This window comes from Sphingobium sp. SJ10-10 (assembly GCF_036038995.2).
Taxonomy (GTDB): Bacteria; Pseudomonadota; Alphaproteobacteria; order Sphingomonadales; family Sphingomonadaceae; genus Sphingobium.
Genome location: NZ_CP158132.1, coordinates 295,919 through 309,739, shown reverse-complemented (window position 1 = coordinate 309,739; position 13,821 = coordinate 295,919). Strand labels below are relative to the sequence as shown.

At 59.4% G+C, this 13,821-nt stretch carries 13 protein-coding genes; 5 read left to right on the top strand and 8 right to left on the bottom strand.

Annotation, left to right across the window (positions count from 1 at the left end):
* Positions 1-161: 161 nt before the first annotated feature.
* The 8 genes from VVT58_RS01500 to VVT58_RS01465 all read right to left on the bottom strand — a co-directional run bounded on the left by VVT58_RS01500 (position 162) and on the right by VVT58_RS01465 (position 8,147).
* A complete protein-coding gene (locus VVT58_RS01500; protein WP_327751867.1) occupies positions 162-455 on the bottom strand; it encodes an antibiotic biosynthesis monooxygenase family protein in 294 nt (97 codons plus the stop codon).
* Between the two features lie 84 nt (positions 456-539).
* Positions 540-1,808: an MFS transporter gene (locus VVT58_RS01495; RefSeq protein ID WP_327751868.1), complete on the bottom strand. Its 1,269-nt coding sequence runs from the start codon at positions 1,806-1,808 to the stop codon at positions 540-542.
* 52 nt (positions 1,809-1,860) lie between these two features.
* On the bottom strand, positions 1,861-2,874 hold the full coding sequence (locus VVT58_RS01490) for an NAD(P)-dependent alcohol dehydrogenase (protein WP_352000010.1): 1,014 nt from the start codon (positions 2,872-2,874) through the stop codon (positions 1,861-1,863).
* A gap of 53 nt (positions 2,875-2,927) precedes the next feature.
* On the bottom strand, positions 2,928-4,091 hold the full coding sequence (locus VVT58_RS01485; RefSeq protein ID WP_327751870.1) for a thiolase domain-containing protein: 1,164 nt from the start codon (positions 4,089-4,091) through the stop codon (positions 2,928-2,930).
* A 50-nt stretch (positions 4,092-4,141) separates the two neighbouring features.
* Positions 4,142-4,777, bottom strand: coding sequence for a 3-oxoacid CoA-transferase subunit B (locus tag VVT58_RS01480; protein WP_327751871.1), 636 nt, complete (start codon positions 4,775-4,777; stop codon positions 4,142-4,144).
* A 12-nt stretch (positions 4,778-4,789) separates the two neighbouring features.
* A complete protein-coding gene (locus tag VVT58_RS01475) occupies positions 4,790-5,491 on the bottom strand; it encodes a CoA transferase subunit A (protein WP_327751872.1) in 702 nt (233 codons plus the stop codon).
* A 211-nt stretch (positions 5,492-5,702) separates the two neighbouring features.
* Positions 5,703-6,458: an SDR family oxidoreductase gene (locus tag VVT58_RS01470; RefSeq protein ID WP_327752054.1), complete on the bottom strand. Its 756-nt coding sequence runs from the start codon at positions 6,456-6,458 to the stop codon at positions 5,703-5,705.
* Positions 6,459-6,515: 57 nt separating this feature from the next.
* Entirely contained in the window at positions 6,516-8,147 is a 1,632-nt protein-coding gene (locus VVT58_RS01465; protein WP_327751873.1) for an FAD-dependent monooxygenase, read from the bottom strand.
* A 166-nt stretch (positions 8,148-8,313) separates the two neighbouring features.
* Between VVT58_RS01465 and VVT58_RS01460 the strand changes: the two genes are divergently transcribed.
* From VVT58_RS01460 to VVT58_RS01440, 5 genes are all read left to right on the top strand, one after another.
* Positions 8,314-9,231: a LysR substrate-binding domain-containing protein gene (locus tag VVT58_RS01460; RefSeq protein WP_327751874.1), complete on the top strand. Its 918-nt coding sequence runs from the start codon at positions 8,314-8,316 to the stop codon at positions 9,229-9,231.
* 336 nt (positions 9,232-9,567) lie between these two features.
* The gene (locus VVT58_RS01455; RefSeq protein ID WP_327751875.1) at positions 9,568-10,731 is read left to right on the top strand and encodes a hypothetical protein; all 1,164 of its coding nucleotides are present in this window, start codon (positions 9,568-9,570) and stop codon (positions 10,729-10,731) included.
* A gap of 94 nt (positions 10,732-10,825) precedes the next feature.
* Positions 10,826-11,800 carry a fumarylacetoacetate hydrolase family protein gene (locus VVT58_RS01450; RefSeq protein WP_327751876.1) on the top strand — a complete coding sequence of 325 codons (975 nt, stop codon included), beginning with the start codon at positions 10,826-10,828 and terminating at the stop codon, positions 11,798-11,800.
* 15 nt (positions 11,801-11,815) lie between these two features.
* Complete coding sequence (locus VVT58_RS01445) at positions 11,816-12,775, top strand: fumarylacetoacetate hydrolase family protein (protein WP_327751877.1); 960 nt, start codon at positions 11,816-11,818, stop codon at positions 12,773-12,775.
* A 103-nt stretch (positions 12,776-12,878) separates the two neighbouring features.
* The gene (locus VVT58_RS01440) at positions 12,879-13,820 is read left to right on the top strand and encodes a VOC family protein (protein ID WP_327751878.1); all 942 of its coding nucleotides are present in this window, start codon (positions 12,879-12,881) and stop codon (positions 13,818-13,820) included.
* Position 13,821: the final 1 nt, after the last annotated feature.

Below are 13,821 nucleotides of genomic sequence, written 5' to 3'. Positions count from 1 at the left end.
CGCGCTGCGTTAAATCGGACGCGGTTCGCGCGCTCTAAGTTTTTGTGGTCGCCTAAAAAAGGGAAACCTCGCGGACGCGCAAGCGATACGATATAAACAGACGGGCGGAGTGATCAGTTCACCCTGCCCGTTTTTGAGTGCAAAACACTGACCTATCAAGTTCAATAGTTCACCTTTATTTCCGTGTGCCGGACTTTCGGCTTTTCCTCCAGAAATTCGACGACCTTTTCGCGCACCTGCGGATATAAGGGCGTTTTCTGCATATCCAGATGATGCTGAACGGATTTCCACGTCACGATGATCATGACGTTCAACGGATCCTCAACCTCATGATGCAATTCCAGGGCGATGAACCCGGGCGCCTGTTCGAAGATGGACTTGGAAGCCGCAGTACCCGCAATGAAGTTTTCCGCCATGCCTTCCTTGACGCGAAATTCGACCACTTCTCTTACCATATAATCATCCTCCGATGCACGATTTAGCCAAAGATCTCCAAGTGTGAGCGATCGCCGCGAAACATCTTCCGATCCATAAGACGATCAATACCGATAGCGGCCCAGGCTGCACATGATCGCCGAACTCACGAGCAGCGCGCCCATGGCGATCCCGAGAGCCATGTCGTAACTGCCGTAAGCCTGGCGCAACATTGCCCCCGCCATCGGCGCAACCCCGAGCGAAACGCTGAACGTTCCGTACAACACGCCATAGATCGCGCCGTAATGCCGAAGCCCGAAATATCGGCTGACCAAATAGGCCATCACGTCGATCTCAACGCCCGCAGCCAAGCCGACCAGCGCAGGCACCAGAAAGATGAAAGATCCGACATCATCCTGCAGGAGCATGAAACAGGCCAGCGCCGGCAGGAAAAAGATTATCGCTCCCAATAGATTGCCGCGAATGCGATCGAGCAACAAACCCCCGCCAACACGACCGATAATTTGTGCCGGACCGTACATGGTCGCTATCGTCGCCGCCGCAAAAGCATCATATCCCTCATCCTTCAGAATATCGGGCATGGTCAGCAGCAGGAAAGCGATGGCGCCCGAAACGACGCCGATGGCCAACAGCAGGCGCCAATATAAGCGGCTCGCAAGCGCCTGGCGCAACGTCACGCCCGTGGCGGCGGACGACGGCGCAGCAGCCTGCTGCTTCTCTACCTGCTCCTGCTTCGGCAACGCTAGATAGAGAGCCGGCAAAAGGGCCAACACGCTGAAGGCGGCAAGCAAGAAATAGAAATATCGCCAGTGAAAAGCCTCGCTGATCATCGTCGAGACTATGGGCACGATCAGCGGCGCCAGGCCGGCGCCCGCCATGGTCATACCCAAGGCCAGGCCCCTATTGGCGACGAAACGCAGCGCAATGGCGGCAGCCCAGACCGCGGGGCCGATAAACTGAATTCCCACCGAGGCGAGCGTCCAGGTGAACCACCAGGAACCAATCGTCTTTCCCGACAGTCCAACCGCAACCTGACCCAGAGCGAACACGAATACGCCGGGAAGCGCCACGCGCCTTACCCCGTAACGATCGACGAGGCGGCCGAGCGAGGGAGCAAGCAGCAGCGCGGAGGAACTGTATATCAGGGCGGCGCTCATCGCCTGTACGCGCGTCCACCCCGTCTCGGCCAGAATCGGCGGCAGCAAAGTAGCCAGGGATAGAAAACCGGACGACGAAGTCGCGCAACCGAGTATGGCGACCGCGACGATGGCCCAGGAATGCCGCCACTCCTCCTTCGCAAACGGCCCATGAGCCGCATTTGCGCCGGATCCATCCGCCGATGATATAGAGAGATCGCTGGATATTTGGGTCATGGGCGATTGCATCTCCTCGTCCCGAAGTCAGGCATCGAAGGCAGGATCGGTGTCAAAATTCGAGCACGATCTTGCCGAAATATAATCGGGATTCGAGCGATTCCAGCGCGCGGCGCGCCTCGGTCCAGGGCAGGACTTCGCTGATGACAGGCCGGATTCGGTGATAGGAGATTGCACGGCACATCGCTTCGAACGTTTCACGAGATCCCACCGCGACGGCTTTCACCCGGGCAGCACTCGCGAGCAACGTCGCCGGGTTCAACTCCGAACCCGCGCCGAGCATCCCGACAACCGAGATGAAACCGTTCATGCGGACCGCGCGAAGGCTTTCCTCGAAAGTGCCCGGCGCACCCATGTCCAGAATGAAATCAGGCCCGCGCCCCCCCGTCAGGCTGCGCGCCGCAGCCGACCAGTTCGCATCGTTCCGGTAGTTGATGAGGTGGTCGGCCCCATATGCGCGCGCGCGCTCCAGTTTCTCATCCGACGATGATGTAACGATCGTTTCGAAGCCCGCCGCCTTGGCAAATTGCAGCGCGAACATCGAAACACCGCCGGTGCCCTGCAAAAGGGCGACATCGCCCGGCAACAAATTGGGTCCGTCGAAAAGCGCATTCCAGGCGGTCAGCCCGGCACAGGCCAGACAGGCGGCCTCCGCATCGGTAAGAAATTCAGGAGCCTTGACGAGAGCCTCCTGGCTGATCACCGCATATTCCCGGCCAAGGCCAGGCAGGTTCATGCCGACTGCCGCCCCGATCCTCTCCGGCGTCGCCGGTCCCGCCAGCCAGCGCGGAATGATCGTGGGGATCACCCGATCGCCGAGAGCTACGCGCGTAACATCGTCCCCCACCGCATCGACAATCCCGCAACCGTCCCCGAAAGGAATGATCGGCTGCACGGAGAGCGCCCCACGGACATGACGTCCGTTTGCAATCAACAGGTCGCGGAAATTAAGCGATACGGCCTTCATCCGCACGCGGACCTCACCGGGGCCGGGTTCCGGCGTGGGAGCCTCGACGAGATCGATGTTGTCAAGACCCCAGGGCGGAGAAACCATCAAAGAGCGCATGGACATCCTTTCATCCGACCAGCGCATTTCGCGCTTTCAACGACCGCTATTACTCAGCCTTTGACCGGCTCGAGGATCGAGGCGTAGGTGGCTACCGCATCACCGCCCATGTTGACCGTCATCGCAAGCGATGCGCCGGGAAGCTGCATGTCGCCGGCCAGCCCGAGCACCTGCCGGGCACCCATCACATGCATCGAGACGCCGGTCGCGCCGATCGCGTGCCCCTTCGCCTTCAGGCCCCCGGACAGGTTCATCGGCAATCTGCCTTCGCGCGATGTCGCGCCTTCGATCACGGCCTCCCGGCCCTTGCCTGCCGGAGCAACGCCGAGCGCCTCGACCATCATCAGTTCCGCGATCGTGAAACAATCATGCACCTCAGCCAGGCTGAGATCGTCGACGGTTATTCCGGCCTGACCATATGCTTGCGCAATGGCGCGGCGCGGCCCTTCGAACGCGATCGGATTTTTCGCCGACATCGGCAGATAGTCATTCACATGCTGATAGGCGCGGAAGCCCACCGCCTTCGGGAAATCCGACAGCATTTCATCCGACACGATGACCAACGCCGCGGCGCCGTCCGAAATGAGCGAGCAATCCGTTACCTTCAGCGGCGGCGCGATCACCGGGTTCTTTTCCGAGGGCGCGAGGCAATAGTCGAGATCCAGCTCTCGCTTCATCTGCGCGAGCGGATTACGGAGCGCGTTTTTGTGGTTCTTGACGGCGATGTGCGCCATCGCTTCCGTGGGATCCCCGTAATGCTCCGCATAAGCATGCGCGTAGCGGGCAAAGATCTGCGGAAAGGTGAAATCCGCCTCTTCCTTCATATAACCCGCGGACCCCAGCGCAAAAGAGACCCCGGCGGTATCCAGGCTCGTCATCTTCTCCGCGCCGACGACCAGCGCGACCTTTATCCGGCCGCTGTTGATCGCGTCGATGGCCCCGTAAATCGCCGCCGAACCGGTCGCGCACGCATTTTCGCAACGAACCGCCGGCTTGTAGCGCAGCCCGGGATCCGCACCCAGAGCCATGGACGAACAAAAGCTGTCGCGGATCAGCCCCGAATTGAAATGACCCAACCAGACGGCATCGACGTCTTTCCCCTCTATGCCCGCTGAAGACAGCGCCTCCTTCACAGCGCCGTGGATCAGCGCTTCCAGATCGAGCGCATCGAAACGACCAAAGGGGGTGTGCCCCCAGCCAACGATGACAGGTTCCACCTTGTTGTTCCTTCTATCTCTATCTCGACACGGGCGAGACGTTTTGCATTCTATTCAACGAATTCCGCGGCGGTTTTCTCGCGGATTTCCTCAAGGGAAACGCCGGGCGCCTTCTCGATCAACTTCAGGGGATTGGACGTGCCCTTGCTTACTTCGAATACCGCCAGATCCGTTATGATCAGGTCCACCACTTCCTTGCCGGTCAGCGGCAGGGTGCATCGCGGCACGATCCGGGGATCGCCCTTCGCAGTATGTTCCATCACCACGACGACCCGGGGAACGCCGGCCACGAGATCCATGGCGCCGCCCATTCCCTTCACCATTTTCCCGGGAATGGTCCAGTTGGCGAGGTCGCCTCCAGGGGAAACCTGAAGCCCCCCGAGAATCGTGATGTCGATGTGCCCGCCGCGCATCATGCCAAAGCTCAATGCGCTGTCGAAAAAGGAGGAAGTCGGGATCTGCGTCACCGTCTCCTTACCGGCATTGATCAGGTCGGGATCCTCCTCCCCCCGGAAAGGAAAGGGTCCCATGCCCAGCATACCGTTTTCGGAATGAAGCTGAATCGACATTCCCTCCGGAATGAAGTTGGCCACCAGCGTCGGAATGCCGATCCCCAGATTGACGTAGAAACCGTCCTGAAGCTCCTGAGCGGCGCGGGCGGCAATTTGTTCGCGAGTCCATGGCATAGAAAGATCCTCTCAACCCCGCTCGCGCACGGTCAGCTTTTCGATGTGCTTTTCGACATGCGCAAGCGGCACGATGCGCTTGATGAATATGCCTGGAGTGATGATGTGGTCCGGATCGATCTCGCCGGGCTCGACAAGATGTTCCACCTCGGCGATGGTCATCTTCGACGCCGTCGCCACGATCGGATTGAAGTTCCGCGCGGTCTTGCGATAGACCAGATTGCCCTCGGTGTCGGCCTTCCACGCATGAACAAGCGCGATGTCACCCACGATCCCGCGCTCCAGCACATATTCGCGCCCTTCGAACACGCGTATTTCCTTCCCATCGGCGATCTGAGTGCCGACGCCGGTCGGAGTATAGAAGGCGGGAATGCCGGAGCCTCCGGCGCGCATGCGCTCCACCAGCGTGCCCTGCGGGCAATATTCGAGCTCTATCTCGCCGGCGATATACATTTTGGCGAAGGTCGCATTCTCGCCGGCATAGGAAGCGACCAGCTTCCTGATCTGGCCCGAATTCACCAGCCTTCCGACGCCCAGACCATCCAGGCCCGGATTATTCCCCACGATCGTCAGGTCTTTGACGCCGGACGCCTCGACCGCCCGGAGCAGCGTGTCGGGGATTCCGCAAATGCCGAACCCGCCGCATATGATCGTCATGCCGTCCTTCAGCAGATCGGCCAATGCCGAGGCTGCATCCTTGTAGACCTTTGACATCTGTTTTCGCCCGCCTCCAGCGTCTTAAGAGCATTATTTTCAACCAGATCGGAGCCAAGGATGCACACCTCGCCTTCTGGTCTCCAACAGCGGCCTAGGCACTGTCTCCCATCTTCGGCAGATAAGAATTGGTGTCCCGTGATACCTGAATGATGCCTGCAGCAGCGACCGCGATGCTGCCGACACGGCTACCTGTCGATGCGCCTTCTTGCTAAAGTGCCGAAACCCCTCCATCCACGGAAAACATCGCGCCGTTCACGAACGGGGCGGCGCCGGAAAGCAGGAAGGCGATAACGGCGGCAATCTCGCCCGGATCGGCAAAACGACCGGAAGGGTTGAGCGCTCTGCGGCTCTCCAGGCTGGGCCAATTAGGGTCTTGGGCCTTCTCGGCAAAGATGGAAGAAAGCATGCGCCCCTCGACCGGACCCGGCGCAACGCAATTGACGCGAATGTTATGACGGCCCCACTCCAGGGCGCCGCTCCGGGTCAAGCCCAGTACCGCATGCTTGCTGGCGACATAAGGCGACATGCCTTCCACGCCCTTGAAGCCCGCGGTGCTGCATATGTTGACGATCGTCCCCCCGCCATTTTCGCGGAGCAAAGGGATGACATGTTTCATGCACAGGAATACGCCGGTGACGTTCACGGCCATCACGGCTGCAAACATATCCGCCGAAACTTGATCGATCGGAGCGCGCCGGCCTTCTATCCCGGCGCCATTCACAATTCCCCCTATCGGGCCCAGTGAACTGCGCACGTCCGCCAGGGCGGCGACGACATCGTCTTCGGATGTCACATCGCAGGTTCTTGCGAAGACCTGGTCCGTCGGGACATCCCCAAGGTTCGTCAAAGCATCGATCGATCTGTCGAAGGCGGCAACGCGTGCACCGCGGTCCAGCAACAGACGGACCGTGGCCGACCCTATGTCGCCGCCGCCGCCGGTGACGACGAAGACCTTATCTACCATGTCGTCAGGCTGGTCCGCCAATGTCTATGCTCCTCGAAGGCGGCATCGTGGGCTGCGTCACCGATATTGCGCGGCTCCGCGCACGACGTCGACGAGATGTCGGCAGTCATCGGGCAGCGCATCGCCGCGCCATGCGACATGCTGGTCGGGACGGATCAGCGTAAGCTTGCGATCATATTGCGCGCGGACATCCGCATTGTCCAAACGCCAAACCTTGAGCGGCAATCCCGCGTCATCAGCTGCAGCCTCCAGCGGCGCCGTGTCGACCTCCGCGCACAAGACCAGCAGGCAGAAGCCGGTGCCGAAATGATCGTAAAGCGAGTCTTCCTTTTGAAGCCAGACATGCGGTGCGCGATAACCGGGAATGGAAGTGGGAATATAATCGCCATAATGCAGCGGCGGCAGTTCCGAACCGTCCCCGACAATGATCGGCGATCCCGTATAACGATAGCCGAACTGCGCACCCAGGCTTTTGAACTGCTGCGTCTTTTCCTTGATGATGACGTCGCGAACTTCAGCTCGAACCTGCTCGCCGCGCTCGGAGTCCTCTTCCATATATTCTTTGACGAGCGCCTTCCCCCACAATCTGTTGTTGTGCACCGATCCTTCAATGATGAACTTGCAAACCTCGCGACGTTCCAGCGTGTAGCTCTCCAGCAACTGCGGCCCGCCCCAGCCATCAAGCATCGCTGAAATCTTCCATCCGAGATCTGCGGCATCGCCCACGCCCATGTTCATGCCGAACCCGCCGAACGGGGGGGTCAGGTGCGCCGCATCGCCCGCCAGAAAAGCCCGCCCGAAATTGAACGTACGCGTCATCCTGGCATGGCTACCCCATTCCCACCCTTGCTCCTCGGAAGTTTCGAACTCTTGCCCGACGCTACGGAACAGCATTTTCTTGACAGTATCCCAGTCCTTGGGATCGACCCCTTCCGGCGTGGGAGAGACCATGTAGACCCAATGGTCGTTCTCGCTCTGGGGCGCGAGCAGGTCGCCATAGGCATCGTCGTTCAAAAAGAATGTATGGGAGGAAAGCTGGGTCTTTTCGAACAGCTTCGACAACTCCGGAGCCCGGAAATACCAGGAGAAGTTCCGGAAAATCGTCTCGCCCTCCAGCCGCAGATTTATCTTCCGGCGCAAGGAGGAATAGGGGCCGTCGGCAACGACAAGATATTGGCCCGAGACCGTTTTTGTTTGCCCATCCTTTTCGTAGGTGAGTTCAACACCCTTCTCGTCCTGAACGAAATCGACCGCTGACGAAAAGGAGGAGAAGGTAATGTTCGGAAGCTCGAGAACGCGCTCGCGCAGCGTCTTTTCGATTGCCTGAAAGGGCGCCCACTCCGGCTTTTCCGAAGCGATCGGCATAGGCTCGCGCCATTCGTTGCCGCCCACGGCGTTGAAGATGATGAAACCATTGGCACGCGTCGACATCGTCAGATCGCGGATGACAGTGGACGGAATGGGGTCGTTCGCCCGCAGGCGATCCGCAATTCCCCAACGGCGAAAATGCTCCATCGACCGGGCATTGGTGAGATTCACCTTGCCAACACCATATTGGTCAGGGGCACGGGGTTCGCAAATGAAGACGCTGACGCCCCGGAGCGCCAGATCGATCGCCGTACACATGCCGACGGGTCCGGCGCCTGCCACCAAGACCTGATATTTTTCGGCGCCGGCAGCTTCCATCATAAATCCCCTCGCTTCATCAACTTTCTATCTGAAATGGCTAGATGGCAACTGGGGTGACCACCAGATGACAAGACTATATCGACGATACCCAAAACAGCGGAACTGATATTCTGATTTGATTGTGGTAACGCGCAATTGGTATCGATAAAGGAGATAGGAATAGGCCATGAAGCTCACCCATTTTCGAGATCTCCTTGCGGTCGTCAAGACGGGCAGCCTTCGATCCGCCAGCCGACATCTGGGTATCGCGCAGCCCGTCATTACCCGCAGCATTCGCGAACTGGAAAGCGAATTGGGTCAGCCGCTGCTTGAGCGTCATTCCAAAGGCGTATCGCTTACGCCGGTCGGAGAGCGCTTTGTTCGCCGGATTCAAGGCATCCAGGCGGAGGTCCAGCGCGCCAAGGAAGAGGTGGCGCAATGGAGCGGCAACTTCACCGGCGAAGTGGCAGTCGGCCTGTCGCCCGCCTGTGTCATGACCCTGCTCCCATCGGCAATCTCGACCTTCAACAAGCGCTATCCGCAGGTCGTGACCAAAGTTACCCAATCGCTTTTCCAACCGATCGAACACAAGCTGGCTGAAGGTCTGCTCGATTTTTGGGTCGGTCCTTTATTCAAGAAAAATATTTCGCAACGCTTTACCGTCGAACAGCTCATGCGCAACGATCGCAGGATCGCCGCGAGGCAGAATCATCCGTTGCTGGCTGCCAAGAGCCTGGAGGATCTGGCCGAAGCATGTTGGGTGCGCCCCCCACTCGGCGACCGATATGTAGAGAGCGATCTTGAGGCCACGTTCGATCACCTTGGCCTGCCCGCGCCCAAGGTGACGGTGGAGTCATCTTCGATGCTCATTACGCTGACCACTGTTTCGAACACCGATCTGCTGACCGTATTGCCGGATCAGATGTTCCGGCTGATGCCGGTGGCGCGCTTTTGCGCGCCGCTGGAAAATATTCCGCCACTGTGTTCTGACCCGATCTGCATGGTCACGAGGCAGGGCTTGCCACTTACGCCGCTCGCCGAGAAGCTCAGCGACCTTATGAGAAAAGCGGCGCACAACCAAGCATTAGAGAACAGTCCGCTATAGCATTCGGCCGGGGATAGCGTTCTTCCCCGCATCCCCGCCGGCCGTGACCCGGGCAATCCGCATTGGCCTGAAAACACACTCCAGGATCGCACCTGCCTGCCCCTGTGCAACCTTGCAGATCGTCTGACCTGTTGCCCTATCAGGTATCAGACGTTCATTTTTTAGATCGCTCATCGTCGCGCCCGTTCGATATGCATGGACGTCAAGCGACGGCGCTTGCGCCTGAAGGACAACTCCCTGCGGGCAAGCGGCCTAGACGCTCCTTTGATGCGTCCCCTCTGCGTCCGCACGGGCTAAATCCTCACGCAAAAAAGAAGGCAGAGGATAATCGCAACAATGGAAGCCCAGACGTTCTCCGTGCGCGAAATGGCGGCGGTCATTGCTATTGGCGCAGTCGGCGGCTGCACCTCCCCCCTGCAACCCATGCTTCTGGGCGCTCTGCTCGCCGCACACAAGATAAGCCCGGAGGCCATGGGTCATGCTGCGACCGCCGAGGCTCTCGGCATGGTTCTCGGGACCGCGCTCGCAAGTGCCTATATCCCGCCCCGGCGTCTGAAATGGCTCATAACGATTGCGCTCGCCGTCGTCTTCACGGCGAACAGTCTGACGATTATGCTGGGCGGCGCGGGAATTCAGATTTTGCGAGGGTTTTGCGGCCTGGGCAACAGCGTGTTGCTCTGGCTCTTTTTGAGCATGCTGGCGCGATCCGATACACCGACCAGGCTTTACGCGGCCTTCTTCCTGACGAGCGCCTCCCTGATCTTTCTGCTCTCGATGTCCCTAAGCGCATTCGCGCTCGATCGCTTCGGTCCCAATGCCGGCTACATCGCGTTCCTTATCATCGAAATCATCCTCCTGTTCGTTGTCCGGCTCGCCCCCGATCGCTATGCGGAAATCCAGAGTGCCAGAGGGGCTGCCGTTCCACCGGTACGGGGATTGCTGGGATTATTCAGTATTACCCTCTATCTGACCGGCGTGACCGCGTTTTGGCTCTACTCCGTGCCGCTCGGCAGCGAAGTCGGAATACCCGTCCGGTCAATGCAGATGATTGTCAGCGCCGCAACCGGAGTCCAGATCGTTGCGGGCCTTGCGGCAATGACTTTGGCGGCAAAGCTGAAGGCGAGCCATGTGGTCGTCTTCACGGCGATCGGCGGATTGGCCGCCGCATTGACGACGATGACGAGCGGCAACATCTTCATATGGGCGCCCGCGATACTCATTTTCGCATTTTGCTGGATGTTCGCCCCGCCCTTTCATGTCGCGTTTCTGATCTCGGTCGATCCCAGCAGGCGTGCCGCCCTGTTCGTCGGAACCGCGCAACTGACCGGCTTTGTGGTCGGGCCGCTGATCGCTTCCGCCATGATATCAAGTTCGGATTTCGCGCCAGCCAGGCTTGTCACGTTCGTCTGCTATTGCGCGTCCCTGACGACCGTCGCCATAATCCATCTGACAGCAAGTCATGCACCGCCGGCGACAACCAATTCGGAACTGCAATCCTGATCGGCCCGGTGCAATCGCAAGCGGGCAGCAGTCGGCTTTAGGTATCACGCGTTCGGTTTTCTGATCGCGCCAGCATCGCACATGCCTGATATGCATGGGTTCAATCAAGGGAACGCTCGACTATCTGGAGAAGGATATGAAGCTCGTACGTTATGAGGCCGATGGCAAGCCGGTAATAGGGGTAATAGTCGGGGATGGAATCGCCCGTATTTCCGATCTCCTGCCCGAATTTACCGAAATGCGTCAGCTCGCGGCCGCGGGGCCGGAAGCCTTGGCGCGTTTGAAGGAGAAGGTGGCGACAGCCAAGCCGAGCGTCGCACTCGCCGACGTCAAGCTCCTTGCTCCCGTCGAACGGCCGCGTAACTTCCTCGCAATCGGCATGAACTATCTCGAGCATTGCAAAGAAGGCGTGACACTTGGCGTGGTTCCGCCCGAGCATCAGGTCTGGTTCAACAAATCGACCATCTGCCTTTCGGGTCCTTATGACGATGTCGATCCCGGCGTGACCAAAATGCTCGATTATGAGGTCGAACTAGGCGTTGTGATCGGCCAGACCGCGCGTTACGTGTCGCGCGAGGACGCCCCGGCGCATGTCCTGGGATATGTCGTCGCGAACGATTTTTCCGCTCGCGACTGGCAAAATTCCGCCCAGACCTGGTTCATCGGCAAGTCGTTCGAGACCCATGGGCCGATCGGGCCGTGGATCGTCACTGCGGACGAGCTCGAAGATCCGCATAATTTGGAAGTGCGCTGCTATGTGAATGGCGAACAACGCCAGAAGTCGAACACCGAACAGCTGATCTACAATGTATGGGATCAGATCGAGTATGTTTCGACTGCGTTCACTCTGGAGCCGGGCGACGTGCTGCTGACCGGAACGCCGGAAGGCGTCGGCTATGCGATGGACCCGAAGAAGCATCTTCAGCCGGGCGACGTCGTCCGTTGCGAGATCGACGGGATCGGCGCGATCGAAAACAAAATCGTCGCCAGCACGGCGCCGCGGTTCCCCGAATTCGAAGCCAACAAGATCGCCAGGGCGCTGGCCGAGGCAGAAGAAGCGGTCGCCTGAATTAGGAAGGATGGCATGAGACTCGTAACGTTCAACAGCGGGAACGGGGCCGCGCTCGGCGCGATCGTAGAAGACAAGGTTCTGGATCTGCCGGCGGCGGCGTCGATCGCCGGGCTGAGTAATTTCCCGACCAGCATGCAGGCGCTGATCGAAGCAGGCGAGCAAGGTCTGGAGGCCGCACGGTCGTTGGTGGCTACGGCGCCCGCCGCCGCCATGGTCGACTCGCCGCGCCTTCTGGCGCCCCTTCCCCAGCCGATCAGGCTGCGGGACACCTGCCTGTTTCTGGAGCATATGGATGTTTCGGCCGGAAAAATCGCCAAGGCGCAGGCGAAGGCGGCCGGCCATCCGGAGCCGACGCCGAAGGGCACCGGCGGGCGCTGGCTCCATGACGAATTCTACAAGCAGGTCATTTATTATAATGCTGACCATCTGCACATCCACGGTACGGACAGCGATATCCACTGGCCGGTGCAGCCGGGTTGGGCCGATTATGAGCTTGAATGGGCCTGCGTGGTCGGCAAGACCGCCATCAACATCGAACGTTCGGTCGCCCGTAATTATATTTTCGGCTTTACCATCTTCAACGACTGGTCGGCGCGCGATCTCCAGATCCCCTTCATGCAGGCCAATCTTGGCCCGGCCGAAGGAAAGGATTTCGCCAACAGCATCGGTCCGTGCATCGCGACGCTCGACGAGTTCGAAGATCCGTACGATCTGTGGATGACGGCAAAGATCAACGGCGAGTTGTGGTCATCGGGTTCAACCAGGAGCATGCACCATCTTTTCGAAGATGCGCTGGTGCAGTTCAGCCGCGGAAGAACGCTCTTTGCCGGTGAAGTTATCGGCTCGGGAACCGTGCTCAGCGGGTGCGGGCTGGAGCTGAACAAGCAGCTGAGCCATGGTGACGTGGTCGAACTCGAAATCGAAGGCATTGGCGTCTTGCGCAACCGGATATTGTTCCCGAATGGAGCATGATCTGAACCGGTTGTCCGACCGGGGTCTGATGGATGAGGGTCCGCTTCACGCTATATTCGACTGATAGGTTGCATCTGGCGCTTAAATATTAGGAGTTAGGAAAATGGCAGGCGTGACAGGGATCGGATACGTGCGGTATCAGGCGCCGGATCTCGATCGAATGGAAACTTTCCTCAGTGACTTCGGCTTAATCCGAGCGGCACGGACGGACACGGCGTTGTACATGCGCGCGACAGGCAGCGAGCACCATATCCATATCACCGAGTTGGGTGAGCCCTCGCGCGGGCTGGGGGTCGGCTTGCGCGTCGACAGCCGGGAGGATCTTGAACGGATCGCACAGCAGGCCGGTGTCGCGGTTGTCGAGTCCGACGAAGTGGGCGGCGGCGTTCGCGCGATTTTAACGGATCCGAACGGCATGAGGGTCGACATCGTCTATGGGATGAAAACGGTCGAGCCGATCACCGTCCGGACTCCGCTTGTGCTGAATGACTCGCAGAGAGCCCCCCGGCTGGGATTGCTACAACGGCCGACGAGGGGCGCGTCGCACATCGCGCGCCTGGAACATGCCGTTCTGGAGGGTCCGAATTTCGAAGCGGCACTGGAGTTTTATTGCGGGCTGCTCGGCATGGAAGTGTCCGATCGCATGTATCAGGGCGATCCGAAAAATACGGTGGTGGCTTTCCTGCACTGCGGATCGGGACAGGCCTATACCGATCATCATACGATCGCGATAGCGAAGGGTCCGGCCGGCATCCATCACTGCGCCTTGGTTGTGCTGGATTGGGACGATCTGATGCTTGGCCATCATCATCTCAAGGATCGCGGCTATTCGCACGATTGGGGTGTCGGCCGCCACATCATCGGCAGCGAGGTATTCGACTATTGGTGGGATCCGTTCGGCAATCGGCTCGAACATTGTGTCGACGGCGACATGGTCAACGACCAGCACCAACCCGACAACTTTCCGTTCGAAGATGAGGTTCTCGCCATCTGGTCGCCGCCGCCCAATCCGAACCCGGCGATCACCGAGGTGGTGGCCGCTTAGG